Source organism: Bacillus mojavensis (genome assembly GCF_012648005.1).
GTDB classification, from domain to species: domain Bacteria; phylum Bacillota; class Bacilli; order Bacillales; family Bacillaceae; genus Bacillus; species Bacillus mojavensis.
This window is the reverse complement of the sequence record NZ_CP051464.1, coordinates 1,381,369-1,396,026: the sequence shown is the minus strand read 5'-3', so window position 1 is coordinate 1,396,026 and position 14,658 is coordinate 1,381,369. Positions and strand designations below refer to the sequence as shown.

Annotated in this window: 17 protein-coding genes and 1 riboswitch; of the genes, 4 read left to right on the top strand and 13 right to left on the bottom strand. The window is 44.8% G+C overall.

Translation table 11 applies throughout. The annotated features are described in order from the left end of the window. Positions 1-2: 2 nt before the first annotated feature. Positions 3-2,291, top strand: coding sequence for a 5-methyltetrahydropteroyltriglutamate--homocysteine S-methyltransferase (gene metE / locus HC660_RS07265; RefSeq protein ID WP_168747572.1), 2,289 nt, complete (start codon positions 3-5; stop codon positions 2,289-2,291). A gap of 36 nt (positions 2,292-2,327) precedes the next feature. Here the strand turns inward: metE and HC660_RS07260 are convergent, their stop codons facing one another. After that, positions 2,328-2,954 (bottom strand): histidine phosphatase family protein, encoded by a 627-nt coding sequence (locus HC660_RS07260; protein WP_168747571.1) that lies wholly within the window; start codon positions 2,952-2,954, stop codon positions 2,328-2,330. A gap of 130 nt (positions 2,955-3,084) precedes the next feature. On the opposite strand from HC660_RS07260, the gene guaD reads away from it, so the two are divergent. After that, positions 3,085-3,555, top strand: a complete 471-nt coding sequence (guaD, locus tag HC660_RS07255) for a guanine deaminase (RefSeq protein WP_095713465.1) — start codon at positions 3,085-3,087, stop codon at positions 3,553-3,555. Positions 3,556-3,559: 4 nt separating this feature from the next. On the opposite strand, the gene HC660_RS07250 is transcribed toward guaD, so the two are convergent. Together HC660_RS07250 and ohrB are read right to left on the bottom strand one after the other, a co-directional pair. Then, the gene (locus HC660_RS07250; RefSeq protein ID WP_168747569.1) at positions 3,560-4,663 is read right to left on the bottom strand and encodes a glycosyltransferase family 2 protein; all 1,104 of its coding nucleotides are present in this window, start codon (positions 4,661-4,663) and stop codon (positions 3,560-3,562) included. A 122-nt stretch (positions 4,664-4,785) separates the two neighbouring features. After that, positions 4,786-5,196, bottom strand: coding sequence for an organic hydroperoxide resistance protein OhrB (ohrB, locus tag HC660_RS07245; protein WP_010333958.1), 411 nt, complete (start codon positions 5,194-5,196; stop codon positions 4,786-4,788). 143 nt (positions 5,197-5,339) lie between these two features. Here ohrB and ohrR point away from each other — a divergent pair, with 143 nt between their 5' ends. Continuing rightward, on the top strand, positions 5,340-5,783 hold the full coding sequence (gene ohrR / locus HC660_RS07240) for an organic hydroperoxide resistance transcriptional regulator OhrR (protein ID WP_168747567.1): 444 nt from the start codon (positions 5,340-5,342) through the stop codon (positions 5,781-5,783). 29 nt (positions 5,784-5,812) lie between these two features. On the opposite strand, the gene HC660_RS07235 is transcribed toward ohrR, so the two are convergent. From HC660_RS07235 to HC660_RS07195, 9 genes are all read right to left on the bottom strand, one after another. Further along, a complete protein-coding gene (locus HC660_RS07235) occupies positions 5,813-6,238 on the bottom strand; it encodes an organic hydroperoxide resistance protein (RefSeq protein ID WP_010333956.1) in 426 nt (141 codons plus the stop codon). 128 nt (positions 6,239-6,366) lie between these two features. Beyond that, entirely contained in the window at positions 6,367-7,614 is a 1,248-nt protein-coding gene (gene proA, locus HC660_RS07230) for a glutamate-5-semialdehyde dehydrogenase (RefSeq protein ID WP_168747565.1), read from the bottom strand. An 11-nt stretch (positions 7,615-7,625) separates the two neighbouring features. After that, a complete protein-coding gene (proB, locus tag HC660_RS07225) occupies positions 7,626-8,723 on the bottom strand; it encodes a glutamate 5-kinase (RefSeq protein WP_168747563.1) in 1,098 nt (365 codons plus the stop codon). 361 nt (positions 8,724-9,084) lie between these two features. Then, positions 9,085-9,987, bottom strand: a complete 903-nt coding sequence (gene purU / locus HC660_RS07220) for a formyltetrahydrofolate deformylase (protein ID WP_168747561.1) — start codon at positions 9,985-9,987, stop codon at positions 9,085-9,087. 70 nt (positions 9,988-10,057) lie between these two features. Further along, positions 10,058-10,375, bottom strand: a complete 318-nt coding sequence (locus HC660_RS07215; RefSeq protein WP_010333953.1) for a DMT family transporter — start codon at positions 10,373-10,375, stop codon at positions 10,058-10,060. Further along, positions 10,375-10,713 carry a DMT family transporter gene (locus HC660_RS07210; protein WP_010333952.1) on the bottom strand — a complete coding sequence of 113 codons (339 nt, stop codon included), beginning with the start codon at positions 10,711-10,713 and terminating at the stop codon, positions 10,375-10,377. Before HC660_RS07210 ends, HC660_RS07215 begins: the two co-directional genes overlap by 1 nt. A gap of 74 nt (positions 10,714-10,787) precedes the next feature. After that, positions 10,788-10,900, bottom strand: a riboswitch (guanidine-I (ykkC/yxkD leader). A gap of 32 nt (positions 10,901-10,932) precedes the next feature. Beyond that, positions 10,933-11,448, bottom strand: a complete 516-nt coding sequence (locus tag HC660_RS07205) for a GNAT family N-acetyltransferase (RefSeq protein WP_010333951.1) — start codon at positions 11,446-11,448, stop codon at positions 10,933-10,935. Beyond that, positions 11,438-11,965: a DinB family protein gene (locus HC660_RS07200; RefSeq protein WP_168747560.1), complete on the bottom strand. Its 528-nt coding sequence runs from the start codon at positions 11,963-11,965 to the stop codon at positions 11,438-11,440. Before HC660_RS07200 ends, HC660_RS07205 begins: the two co-directional genes overlap by 11 nt. A gap of 110 nt (positions 11,966-12,075) precedes the next feature. Then, complete coding sequence (locus tag HC660_RS07195; RefSeq protein ID WP_010333949.1) at positions 12,076-12,807, bottom strand: DUF421 domain-containing protein; 732 nt, start codon at positions 12,805-12,807, stop codon at positions 12,076-12,078. A gap of 159 nt (positions 12,808-12,966) precedes the next feature. Between HC660_RS07195 and HC660_RS07190 the strand changes: the two genes are divergently transcribed. Then, positions 12,967-13,191, top strand: coding sequence for a hypothetical protein (locus tag HC660_RS07190; protein ID WP_168747559.1), 225 nt, complete (start codon positions 12,967-12,969; stop codon positions 13,189-13,191). A gap of 76 nt (positions 13,192-13,267) precedes the next feature. Here HC660_RS07190 and hmpA read toward each other — a convergent pair whose 3' ends face one another. Beyond that, complete coding sequence (hmpA, locus tag HC660_RS07185; protein ID WP_168747558.1) at positions 13,268-14,470, bottom strand: NO-inducible flavohemoprotein; 1,203 nt, start codon at positions 14,468-14,470, stop codon at positions 13,268-13,270. Positions 14,471-14,658 lie beyond the last annotated feature (188 nt).

Genomic DNA, 14,658 nt, shown 5'->3' with positions numbered 1-14,658 from the left:
CAATGACAACAATCAAAACATCGAATTTAGGATTCCCAAGAATCGGACTGAACAGAGAATGGAAAAAATCGCTTGAAGCGTATTGGAAAGGAAACAGCGATAAAGATACGTTTTTGAAGCAAATCGATGAATTATTCTTATCCGCAGTGAAAACGCAAATTGACCAGCAGATTGATGTTGTGCCTGTTTCTGATTTCACACAGTATGATCACGTTCTTGACACGGCGGTCAGCTTCAACTGGATCCCGCAACGCTTCAGACACCTGACTGACCGTACAGATACATACTTCGCCATCGCCCGCGGAATAAAAGACGCCGTATCAAGTGAAATGACAAAATGGTTTAATACAAATTACCATTACATCGTGCCTGAATATGACGAGAGCTTAGAGTTCCGACTGACAAGAAACAAACAGCTTGAAGATTACCGCCGAATCAAACAGGAGTACGGCGTTGAAACAAAACCTGTTATCGTCGGCCCTTATACGTTCGTCACGCTTGCAAAAGGCTACGAGCCATCTGAAGCTAAAGCAATTCAAAAGCGCCTCGTTCCTTTATATGTTCAGCTTTTAAAAGAGCTTGAAGAAGAAGGCGTAAAATGGGTGCAAATTGATGAACCTGCGCTTGTCACCGCTTCAGCAGAGGATGTACGCGGCGTAAAAGAGTTATTCGAAAGCATCACAAATGAGCTTTCTTCCTTGAATGTGCTCTTGCAAACGTATTTCGATTCTGTTGATGCTTATGAGGAGCTCATTTCTTATCCTGTACAGGGCATCGGGCTTGATTTCGTTCATGATAAGGGCAGAAACCTGGAACAGCTTAAGACACACGGCTTTCCGAAAGATAAAGTGCTGGCAGCCGGCGTTATAGACGGCCGCAACATTTGGAAAGCGGATCTTGAAGAACGCCTCGATGCCGTGCTTCATATCCTCAGCCTCGCACAGGTTGATGAACTATGGATTCAGCCTTCCAGCAGCCTGCTTCATGTTCCGGTAGCTAAACACCCCGATGAGCATTTGGAACAGGATCTGCTGAACGGATTGTCCTACGCAAAAGAAAAACTGGCAGAGCTGACAGCTTTAAAAGAAGGCTTAGTATCAGGCAAAGCCGCAATCAGTGAGCAAATTCAGCAGGCGAAAGCCGACATCAAAGCGCTTAAACAGTTTGCAACAGGCGCGAATTCTGAACAAAAGAAAGAGCTGGAGCAGTTAAGCGATAAAGACTTCAAGCGCCCGATTCCGTTTGAAGAACGTTTATCCCTGCAAAATGAATCTCTTGGCCTCCCGCTTTTGCCGACGACTACGATCGGAAGTTTCCCGCAATCTGCTGAAGTGCGGAGCGCACGCCAAAAATGGCGGAAAAACGAGTGGTCTGATGAACAATACCAAAACTTTATCAATGCGGAGACGAAAAGATGGATTGATATTCAGGAAGAATTGGATCTTGATGTTCTTGTTCACGGTGAATTCGAACGGACAGACATGGTTGAATACTTTGGTGAAAAGCTGGCCGGCTTTGCCTTCACAAAATACGCTTGGGTTCAATCATACGGCTCACGCTGTGTCCGCCCGCCAGTGATTTATGGAGATGTAGAGTTTATTGAACCGATGACAGTAAAAGATACTGTATACGCTCAATCGTTAACATCCAAGCATGTAAAAGGAATGCTGACAGGGCCTGTTACGATTTTAAATTGGTCTTTCCCTCGGAACGATATCTCGAGAAAAGAAATCGCGTTCCAAATCGGGCTCGCCCTTCGCAAAGAAGTAAAAGCGCTTGAAGACGCAGGCATTCAAATCATTCAAGTCGATGAGCCAGCCCTGCGCGAAGGCCTTCCGTTAAAAACCCACGATTGGGATGAATATTTGACTTGGGCGGCAGAAGCATTCAGATTAACCACTTCTTCCGTGAAAAACGAGACGCAAATTCATACGCATATGTGCTACAGCAACTTTGAAGACATCGTCGATACGATTAATGATCTTGACGCGGATGTTATTACGATCGAGCACAGCAGAAGCCACGGAGGATTTTTGGATTACTTAAAAGAGCATCCGTATTTGAAAGGACTCGGTCTTGGTGTTTATGACATTCACAGTCCCCGTGTCCCGTCAACTGAAGAAATGTACAACATTATCGTTGATGCGCTTGCCGTATGTCCGACTGACCGTTTTTGGGTAAATCCTGACTGCGGTTTAAAAACAAGACAGCAGGAAGAAACAGTCGCAGCCTTAAAAAATATGGTTGAGGCGGCGAAACAGGCAAGAGCCAAGCAGACACAGCTTGTTTAAGATGAAAACCATCTGCAGATGCAGATGGTTTTTCTTTTAGAAAACGGAAATCGGTTTTCGATGCTCTCCATCCCCTTCTTTTAAAATATCGGCTGTTCCGTTTTTATCAAATGCCACAAGGCTCAAAGACGTATCATGTATGTAAGAGGAGTTCCATATGTCATGAATGCCTCTTCCCTTTATGATATTTAACAGCATCAATATAAAGACAGAATGGGTAACCAGAAGAACATTCCCGGAAGAATGGCTGTTTAAAATCGATTGGAGAGCCAGTCTTACCCGGCTTTCAAGGTCAAAAAAACTTTCACATCCCGGCTGGCGATATGCTTCAGGATTCTGAAAATAAGCATGAAAAAGATCCGGTTCGTCTCTTTCAATATCCTCTTGTTTTTTCCCTTCCCAAGGCCCCAGTGACATCTCTCTGAATATACGATCTTTCACCAGCGGCAGGCGACGCGATCCCAATATAGCTTTTGCCGTCTCTTCTGTCCGCTTGCTCGGGCTGATGTAAACCTGATTGAATTCAATATCCTTCAGCCGTTTTCCAAGAGCACGGGCGTTGTACAGTCCAAGTTCTGTTAGACTAGAATCCAGCCAGCCCTGCATCCTTTTTTCTACGTTCCAATGCGTCTGTCCATGCCTGGCAATATACAAATGCAGCATATGCTCCCCTCCCTTTTTTCATCTTAGCAAATCCCCCAAATATTTTGTTTATTTTTCATTTTTTTGAGAATGTTTTTTGCACTTCTTTTCGGCTATACTTATATCATTCGATCGACTGGGAGGGTTTGGGATGAATCATGAAGCGTTTTTAAAGCGGGCTGTCGAGCTTGCACGTGAAGGAGTGAAAGCTGGAATCGGCGGGCCTTTCGGAGCCGTTATCGTGAAGGATGGAATTATTATAGCCGAGGGACAGAACAACGTCACTACAAGCAATGATCCGACTGCCCACGCGGAAGTGACTGCTATTCGAAACGCCTGTAAAGCACTTGGGACATACCAGCTGGATGACTGCATGTTGTATACGAGCTGCGAGCCATGCCCCATGTGCTTAGGCGCCATCTACTGGGCCCGGCCGAAAGCCGTTTACTTTGCTGCTGAGCATACAGATGCTGCTGAAGCAGGATTTGATGATTCATTTATTTATGAAGAAATTGATAAACCTGCTGAAGAGAGAACGATCCCCTTTTATCACGTGACTCTTGCGGAGCATTTGTCTCCGTTCCAAGCATGGCGGGATGTTGACCATAAAAAAGAATATTAAAGGATCAGGCATGTACGGCCTGATCCTTTGTTAATTCGCTGAGCAGTTGCTGTGCCTGAGTACACCTCGGGTTTGCTTTCAGCGCTTTTTGCAAATATAAAACTGCTGTCATATGTTGATTCAATTCAGCGTGACAGACGCCCAGCCAGCAAAGGGATCGAAAATCAGCGGCTCCTTTAACCTGTACGTACTGATGGTTTTCACCTTGCGTTTGCAGACAGGATTCAAATGCTGTAATCGCTTCTCTGACTTTTTTATGCTGATACATCATTATCCCTTTGTAGTAGTAAAGGGTGCTGTAATCCGGATAATGCCGCAGCGCTTCATCAATATCCCGTTCAGCTTCTTCATACCGTTCAGTATCAATGAGGAGTTTAAACTTGATATAATATATAAACGCTGGAGGAATTTGCTTTTTGCTGTTACATTCATTTATGAAATTCATTGCCAGGCGGATGGCTTTGCTCGGTTCGCCGCCTCTGTCGTACTCAGCTGCTTTTTGATAAATGAGAAGCGGGTCGGCATATGACGACGATAATTCTGTATTCAATATGCTTACATTGTGTTTATGCTTACACTTTGCCTCCTGCTCCAGATAGCCGTAATGGTGAATAACACAAGGGAGAGAGAAAGCGCCGCTTGCCTCCTCACCCACGGGCTTTTCGCAAATTCTTCCCTTAAAAGTTATCTTCCGCTGATTCCGTATCAGCCTGATTTGCATTTGTTCAAATGCTTCGTTTTCATCCCATTGCTTTCCCGTATAGTTTATAACCTTCACGTAACCAAGGGACTGCCTGCAGTCATTCAGCAGTGAACGCAACAAGCTTCCCGTATCCAAGTCTAACTCTTCATCTGCATCCAAAATCAAAATCCACTCACCCTTGGCATGATGTAAACTGATGTTTCTTGCCTGCGAATAATCCTGTGTCCATTGATGATGATAGACCTGAGCATGAAAACTTCTGCAAATTTCTTCTGTTTGGTCGTTTGATCCGGTATCAACGACAATGATTTCATCAGCAATATGCTGCACGCTTTCTAAACAGCGGACAATATGACGTTCTTCATTTTTAACAATCATACAAACTGACAGCTTCGGTCTTTTCATTTGCTCACCTTTTCTCTAGTCTGAATCTACCTATACTACATGTATTCACACTTCGAAAAGATCATAACCAATCCGTTATTATCCGCAAAAAAACATCCTGAGAACTCTCAGGATGCCGCAAATTATTTTAATTCCAATTTCACATCAACATTTCCTCTTGTTGCTTTAGAATAAGGGCAGAATTCATGAGCAGCCTCGACAAGCTTTTGGGCCTGATCCCGATCCAATCCCTTTGTATTGACGACTAGTGTGACTCCGATTTTAAAGCCGCCGTCTTTCTCATCCTTCATGAGGCTGACCTGGCCTTCTATTTCTGAATCAATATCAATATTTTGTTCTTTGGCCACGTGTTCAAGCGCGCCGCCAAAGCATGCTGCATAGCCTGCGGCAAAGAGCTGTTCCGGGTTTGTACCGGTTTGTCCTTCTTTTTTTGCATTGGGCATGACAATGTCAAAATCGAGAACCCCGTCATCTGATTGAATATGTCCTGAACGTCCACCGCGAGCAGTGGCTTTTGCTGTAAATAATGCCATTTGTTTTCAGCCTCCTTATTTGTCTTTAGTTGTTATATTTCCCATACACATCTTTTTAAACATGTTTTGTTTGCCGAGAATAGGAAAAGTGGTGATTTTCAGCTACAATAGTATGTAATGTCAGAAAGAGTTGGTGAACACAGATGCAAAATGGATTTGATCATATGAAATTAGAGAATCAGCTTTGTTTTTTGCTTTATGCGAGTTCGCGGGAAATGACAAAGCAGTACAAGCCGCTGCTTGAAAAGCTGAATGTGACATACCCTCAATATTTGGCTTTGCTTTTATTGTGGGAACACGAAACACTTTCCGTCAAAAAAATGGGCGAGCTTCTGTATTTGGATTCCGGAACGCTGACACCGATGCTGAAACGGATGGAGCAGCAGGACTTGATTACCAGAAAAAGATCTGAAGAGGATGAGCGGTTGGTGATGATCAGCCTGACAGAGAACGGAACATTATTAAAAGAAAAAGCGGCTGATATTCCGGGAACGATTCTGGCACTCTCAGGCCAGTCCGGCGAGGAATTAAAACACTTAAAATCGGCTCTATATACATTGCTTGAAACCCTGCACCAAAAAAAATGAGGATGCCCTATGTGAGGCATCCTCATTTTTTATTCAGCGACTTCCAATGTGACATCGATATTGCCGGAGGTTGCTTTTGAATAAGGGCAGACACCGTGCGCTTTTTGGACAAGTGCCTGTAATTCTGATGCGCTGACACCTTTTCCTTTCACCTGCAGCGTCACACCCAGTTTGTAGCCTTGATCTGCTTCATCCTTTAGCAGGCTGACATGCGCTGTAACCTCTGTCTCCACTTTTACTCGTTCTGTTCTTGCTACAAGCTGAAGTGCACTGTCAAAGCAAGCTGCGTAACCTGCCGCAAACAGCTGCTCCGGATTTGTCGCTTTTTCTAATTTCTTTGCTCTCGGTGTTCCCGGCATTGCGACATCGAGCTCGAGAACGCGGTCTGATGAAATCACCTTTCCTTCTCTTCCTCCTACCGCTGAAACAGACGCTGTAAATAATGGCTGACTCATCTTTGTGTCCCCCTAAATATATTTTATACAATTTAATTGTACACAATCTAATTTATTGTGTCAATTTTTCAGCGCACAAAAAAGCTTATCCCGTTACGAGATAAGCTTTTTCATCGAACATTGCCCCGCTATTCGCGGATTTGTCCTGTTCCTTTAATGATATATTTTGTAGAAGTTAATGCAGGAAGACCCATCGGTCCTCTTGCATGAAGCTTTTGTGTACTGATGCCGATTTCTGCTCCGTAGCCAAATTCAAAGCCATCGGTAAAACGGGTCGACGCGTTATGATAAACCGCGGCGGCATCGACAGCCGTTTGAAAGTAAGCTGCATGCTTATCGTTTTCAGTTAAAATGGCTTCAGAATGATTAGTGCCGTATTTCTGGATATGCTGTACAGCTTCCTGTACACTTTCAACCGTCTTTACACTGATGACAGGCCCTAAGTATTCCGTTCCCCAATCTTCTTCTGACGCCTGTTTGCTTGAAGAATGAAGTCCACATACGAATTCATCACCGCGGATTTCGACTCCCGCTTTTTCCAGCTGCGTCAGCAATTCTTTTCCGTGCTGCTCTGCCCACGCTTTGTGGATCAGCAGTGATTCAATCGCGTTGCAAACGGAAGGGCGCTGCGTTTTGGCGTTTACAACGATCCTTTCTGCCATTTCCGGATTTGCCGTTTCATCTATGAAAATATGACAGTTGCCGGCTCCGGTTTCTAATACTGGGACTGTTGATTCTCTAACAACGAGATCGATCAGTTTTTTGCCACCGCGCGGAATCAATACATCCAAGCCGTCATTTAACGTAAAGAGTTCTTTTGCTGTCTCTCTGCTCGTATCCTCAATCAGCTGCACAGCGTTGATTGGAAGCACTGACTTCTCAAGCGCTCTGTGAATAACACCGACGAGTGCTTTGTTGCTGTGAATGGCTGAGGAGCTCCCCCGCAGGACGACCGCATTCCCTGTTTTCAGGCAAAGGGTAGCTGCATCAACTGTGACGTTTGGCCTCGCCTCATAAATCATTCCGGCAACTCCGAGCGGCACACGGATTTTTTCAATAAACAGGCCGTTCTCTTTTTCAATTGTTTCAAGAGATTCGCCGACTGGGTCAGCCAGATCAATCAATAGCTCTACCGCGTCCGCGATGTCGCGTATGCGTTTCTCATCCAGCGTGAGACGGTCAATGACATCGGGTGTTAACCCATTTGCTTTTCCGTTCTTTATGTCTTTTGCATTTTCCGATAAGAGAAAATCCAATTCTTTCCGGAGTCCGTTTGCAATGAGACTGAGCGCCTCATTCTTTTCAGCCGTTGTTTTCATCATCATTTCATCTGCTGCTTCTTTTGCCAGCTTCGCTTTTACAGAAACTTCACTCATTTTTCCGCCCCCTAGTCTTTTAAGTTGACCCAGTCATTCCTGTGAATGACCTCAAACGTTTTGTCAAAATCAAGCTCATTGCTTCGTTTGCCTTTTGCCTCCATAATTTCCTCAGATGAATAATGGGTCTGGCCTTTGCCGATCACACCGCCCGGTCCCCGGACTTCCACGACAGCCCCTTTTGGAAAGCTTCCGTTCACGCCCACTACGCCAGCCGGTAAAAGACTGCTTCCGTTATAAACCATCGCCTCTTGGGCACCCGCGTCAATGACAATTTCTCCTGATATCGGCGAGTGGAATTGAATCCATTGTCTCGTATTGTTGACTGAGGATAGCTCCTTGTCGCCGATATAAGTCCCATCTCCCCTGCCGTCTAGAATATCCGCCAGCTTTTGTTCACCGCTGCCTGTTCCGATGAATACTTTGACCCCAAGAGACAGTGCGGTTTGTGCGGCCAGCAGCTTTGATTTCATACCGCCAGTGCCGACCTTTGATCCAGCTGAACCCGCGTATCCCAGCAATTCAGGGGTGATCTCCGGCAGGTAATCAAATCGCTTCGCATCAGGATTTTTATTCGGATTGGCATCATACAGCCCGTTAATGTCAGTGAGAATCATGAGCTGGTCCGCATGAATCAAACCGCTGACCAACGCAGAAAGCATGTCATTATCCCCGAATGTCAATTCTTCAACAGATGTAGAGTCATTTTCATTGATAATCGGAATGACGCCGCGCTCCAGTAATTCCATTATCGTTGCATACGCGTTTCGATACCGCTCTCTTTTCGAAAAATCATTTCTCGTCAAAAGGATTTGTCCCGGGGTAAGTGAGTATTGTTTAAATTGATTCATGTATTGCTGCATTAACAGTGTTTGTCCGACCGCGGCTGCCGCCTGTTTTCCCTTGATGGTGACGGGACGGGACGGATAACCGAGACTGGAAAACCCCGCCGCTACTGCTCCCGAGGTAATCAAAATCAGTTCATGCCCCGCTTTTTTCAAAAGAGAAATTGCCTGAACGTGTTCTCTGATTTTTACCTCATCAATGCTTCCGTTGCTATTTGTAAGCGAACTGCTTCCTATCTTCACTACTATTCTTTGTTTTTTCATTTATTCTCCTCCGCGGCTTTTCGCCAGCCAACTTACAATAAAAAAACCCATTTCATCCTTATTGATAAGGACGAAATGGGTTTCCGTGGTACCACCTTGTTTGAACGCACTTCAGCACGTTCCGCTTCCCTGTAACGCCAGGTTATGCGCCTAGGTTTTCCCCCTAAGACTCCAAGGCAGGTTCGGCAGGTTTCATGCGGCAAAATGTTTCAGCCACTCATTTTGCTCTCTGTCACAGAAAGATCTGCTTACTAATCCTCTTCAACGCTCAATGATTTTTTTATATTATGCAAAGAAAAAAGCTTCTTGTCAAGTTTTTTTACACATCAAAAAAACCCGCATTACGCGGGCGCCTGGCAGTCTAGTTAAAGACAATTGTTTTATTTTCGTGAACGATGACACGGTCTTCTAAGTGCCATTTCACAGCGCGGGCAAGAACGCTGCGTTCAATCGTTCTGCCGATATTTTTCAGCGCGTCGGCATTGTCGCGGTGGTCAACACGCTCAATGTCCTGTTCAATGATCGGCCCTTCATCAAGGTCATTTGTGACATAGTGAGAAGTTGCGCCAATCAATTTGACCCCCCGCTCATAAGCCCGTTTATACGGATTGGCACCGATAAAAGCAGGCAGGAAGGAATGGTGGATATTAATGATTCGATTCGGGTGAGCTGACACAAAATCAGGCGTTAAGATCTGCATGTAGCGAGCAAGAACGATCACATCAATATCATATTGCTCCAGCAGTTCAAGCTGCTGTTTCTCCACTTCCGCTCTGATATCTTTGTTCGCTTTTAAATAGTGGAATGGAATATTCAGCGGTTCAACAAGGTCTCTCGCATCTTCATGGTTGCTGATGACAACCGCGATTTCCGCCATGAGATTGCCTGTTTGCCATTCCCAAATGAGCTCATGCAGACAGTGAAGCTCCTTTGATACAAAAATAGCGACACGCTTCAGCTCGCTGGCCATCGTTAAGCTCCACGTCATGTCGAATGTATCCGCAATAGACGAAAACGCGTCCTGGAGTTTTTCTTTTTTCTCCTGAATGCCCTTGCAATCGAAGTCAATTCTCAGGAAAAAACGCCCGCCTTCAGGATCTGTCGTGTATTGATTGGATTCAATAATATTGGCGCCATGTTCCAATAAAAACGCAGAAACCGCAGCAACAATTCCCGGCTGGTCGGGACAGCTGACCAAGAGGCGCCCTTTATCTTCATTTCCGTCACGGTATTCATTTAACCGCTGGGTCATATATGATTTCATGAATAATCCCTCTTATCTTTGTAAGTCTAGACTAATTATCCATTATACTGAAGATTTGATAAAAATCAATTTATGACAGAATTTTTAAACCGACGGCCGAGCACAAGATTAAAGCGATAAAGAAGATCCGTTTGGCGTCTTTCTGCTCATTGTAAAAGAGAATGCCGATAAGCGCCCCGCCCGCGGTGCCAATGCCTGTCCAAACGGCGTAAGCGGTGCCCATCGGAATGGTTTCCATAGCAAACGATAATAAGGAAAATGAGGCGGCAAAACCGATAATGATCAGCACCACCCATTTCGCGCTTTTTTCTTTCGCAAATTGATTCATAAGTGCGACGCCTGCCATTTCCAAAAAGCCCGCGCCTAATAAACTGATCCAATGAAGCATTATGCCTCGCCTCCTTTTTCATCAGCCTCATCCTGTGTCACAAGCTTCAATCCGATCACACCGATTAAGAGCACACCGATTAACACAAGCTTCGGCCATCCGACCGGTTCGTGAAACAGAAACATTTCACTCATCACCGTTCCTGCTGTGCCAAGACCTGTAAAGACGGCGTATACAGTACCGACCGGCAGGCTGCTTGTCGCCTTCATTAATAAATAAAAGCTAAATATGATACCGACGGCAGTGCCGCTCCATGTTAAGAGTGAGTCAGCATGCTTTAAGCCCACAACCCAAACAACCTCAAACACGGCGGCCAGCACAACCAATCCCCATTTCATATCACATCATTCCTTTCCTCCTATTATTGTCCGAAAACAAAAAAACCCCGGACAGTCGACTCTAATGAGCTTGACTCTCCCGGGCTTTTTTCCCTCCGTGTGCATATGCGCTGTTATGATGCGCATATGTGTTTTCTCTCGGACCAGTCCATATCAATTAACATGCGGAACCCTAGAAAACTTTATCTGGTCTTATGATACTACACCTCAATGCTGTCTTCAATTGTAAGATTTTCTTTCATACACAGCGATCGGTTTATTCCATTTTCTGATCGTCCGGCTGTAAAGCATGCCGATTTTCTCCGCCACCCGTATAGACGCTTTGTTATCCGGGTCAATCAAAGCCGCAATTTTGCCGTACTGCCGGTGATTGAAGCCATATTCCAGGCAGGCTTTGGCCGCTTCTTGCGCATAGCCGTTTCCCCAGTGCCGGCGTGCAAACATATAGCCGATTTCCATCGCCGTTTCATTTTCAGTTTGCTGAGGAACGATTCCGCATTGGCCTAAAAAATCCCCCGACTGTTTGTCCTCGGCGATCCAGAGACTGACCCGATACCCTTTTTCATTTCTTTTGTTCCAAGCGATCCACTCGCGGGTTTCCTGTTTATCTTTTAAACCGGAATAATACTTCATCACTTCAGGGTCGCTGAAAAGCTCAAGTAAAGCTTCTTGATCCCTGTCCTCCATACAGCGCAAACGAATCCGTTCGGTCTCAAGCTTCGTTTCAGCGCGCATTTTTGATTATATCCTGCTTCCATTCTTTTTTGAGGGCTTCAATATGGGCTTGATGATAGCGATTATGATCCGCCATATGCCAGATGCCCCATCTTACTGTTGCCTTGTCACCCTCGTAAGAAAGCGTTTGATGCAAATCGTTCTCGGTCAAGGTCTTACATACCGATTTCAGCTCGTTTACGACATGTTGGTGCCTTGTCAAAAGCTCTTCTAATCCCGGCTGATTCTTTGGTTCAGGCAATCGTCCGCTTTCATCTGTCATCGGGCCGTAAATGTCTTCAATATGGTCAGGGACCCGATTCTCCTTTATGCGCCACACCCATCTGATATCAACATTTGCGATATGCTGCAGCAGCTGTGCCGTGCTGTTTTTTGTTTGACAGCACCCCTTATCATATAGTTCTCTGTGAGTCATGCGGCTAACAATAGATGCCAAACGGAGTCTGTTTTCTTCCACTGCGGAATACAGCAGACTGACTGTCGGCGCCATGTCTTTTCTAATGAATAAGTCCCTCATGTTCCATTCCCTCCTTACCTAAGTGTACATTTGACGTAAGGGGGAACATTTCCTTTGCAGAAGGCACAATCTAATCTATCAAAAAAGCGCGAAAGAATGTCGGCAGCAAATTAATTGTTATTTCCAGGCTTGTACAAATACGGGTCATGGTGCGAATCGTTGGCTGTATTCAAATCGAGTGAGATGTCACCGCGGTCATTTAACGTGCCGAGCGTGATCAAAGACAGCTGTTTTGGGCTGTGCCCTTTTTCCTCAAGCTTTTCATACAGCCAGCTTCGGTTTTTTTGAAGGTACTTCAAATTGTGATCAAGGATCTCACCGTCCAATATGAGGGGGATTGGGATAAAGTTCCGCTCAGCCTCCATATTCAAATCCCGCATCTGCACTGCTCTCGCTTCTTCTGTCGGGATTACGCTTACTTCTCCCGTTTCTTCAATGATGGCAAGATCAATATCAGCCGGATCAGCATAGCCCTTTTCTCTCAGTTTTCCGAGCAGCTCATTGACGGTCAGCCTCTCTTTTTTGAGTCCGCGCTCATCGATATCCCCGTTTCGGATTAACACTGTCGGACTGACCACCAGCAGCCACCTCCACTTATTAGAAAGAGCAAGCTTGCTCATCAGAAGATAAAGCAATAAAAAGGAGCACGCGTAATAAATAGACATCGGCAGTTTGGATGTGAGAATCGGCTCACTGATAATGGTTCCGATTGCGAAGGTCAAAAGCAAATCAAAATTGTTCATTTGTGACACGGCTTTTTTACCGGCAAGCCGAAACAAAATATAAGCAATCGAAAACACGATAACAGGCTTGAGTAAAAATGCCCATACCATCCATAACACTGATCATTGCCCTCCATCCGCTAGCCATAATGAATATATTGTTCCCTGGGACCGTAACGCTATGCATATCTTTACCTCTTCATCCAGCATCTAAATAGGCGAACGTGCAGAATGCAGGCACATAACATAGTAGAAAGCCATGTTGATTGGAGGGACAGCATGAAACATCAGCATAAGAGTGCCAATTGGCACTATGAAAGCATACAGCAAAAATCCGTAGCCTATCAGCCATACCATACAGCTGACAGGCTGGCCGGTTTAGAGCTTAAAATGGAACAATTGATCAGAGCTATCGAGGTGAACAATGAATTGCTGAGAACGATTCAAGAGCAGCAAAATCGCGTATGCACCAGCGGAGGCGGATCAGTCATTGTACGGATGTAGAAGAAGGCGCTCGTCCGCCTTCTTCTATTATCCTAAAAAAGGCTCTTCCCAATATTTGAGAAGAGCCGCGTATATGTTAAGAAATAGACTTCGCCATACTTAATTGAGGACCGAACAGTTCGTAATGGATAGACTCTGGCGCTGATCCGAGTTCCGATACAAGCTTGTGCATGTGAGTGATAAATGACGGTGAACCGCAAATGTAATAATCCGCATCTGTATTGGCAATCAGAGCTTTGAGGTACTGCTGATCAATCTGCCCTTCATGAAATTGAATATTACCTGTTCGGTCTTTTTCTGTTGGCTCGCGATACACAAATGCCGTTTTAACAGAAGAATGTTCTGCTGCCTCTTCTGCTTCATCGCGTAGCGCGTGGTATTCACTATTTTTCGCGGCATGGATAAACACAATCTGCCGCTCAGGCTGTTTGGAAACAGACGTTTTCAGCATGCTGATCAGCGGCGTAATGCCAACTCCGGCACTAAGCAGAACGAGATCTTTACGGGATGAGAAATCTAAAACAAAATCCCCTGCCGGTGCGCTGATTTCTAATGTATCCCCCTCATGCAGCTTATTGTGTAGATAAGAAGACACCACACCGTCTTTCTTAACTGAAATTCGATAATAGTCTTTTCCCGGCATATCGGACAGGCTGTATTGACGGATATGCGTATATTCAGAATCAGGAATCCGGACTTTGATGCTGATATACTGCCCTGCTTGAAATTCACATAACGGCTTGCCGTCTTCCGGTTTCAAATAGAAGGATGTAATTTCTTTGCTTTCACGCACTTTTTTCGCTATGACAAAAGGCTTATACTCCTTCCATCCGCCGGTTTGGTGTTCTGCCTGCTCATACATTTCTTTTTCAATTCTGATAAACGCGTCAGCTATTACCCCATACGCTTTCTCCCACGCCTGCATTATGTCAGGAGCCGCTGCATCTCCCAAAACATCTTTAATGGCAATCAGCAAATATTTGCCGACAATCGGATAATGTTCAGGCTTAATGCCGATACTGCGGTGTTTATGGCCGATTTGTTTGATGACCGGAATGATATGGCCAAGCCGGTCAATATTGGCGGCAGCTGCAATAACAGCATTCGCCAAGGCAGTACGCTGTGTTTTTTTCTTTTGGTTTGTTTGATTAAAAATGTTTAAAAGCTCAGGATGATTTTGGAACATGAGGTCGTAAAAACGTCCTGTAATGGATTCACCGTGCTGCTGTAATACTGGCACAGTACTTTTTATGATTTCGATTGTTTTATTATCTAACATCGTTTAACAACCCTTCCGAAAAGATGTATTTTTAATATACCTTTAAAATACATGATCCCGCCCTTAAAAGATATATTTCAAATGAATCTTTAAAAAAGTTGCCACAAAATTATCAATTTAACGTGACAATTGTTGCTTTTGCATAGAATTCCCTAGCAAAAACGGACTAATCTTTGTGGTTTATCAGC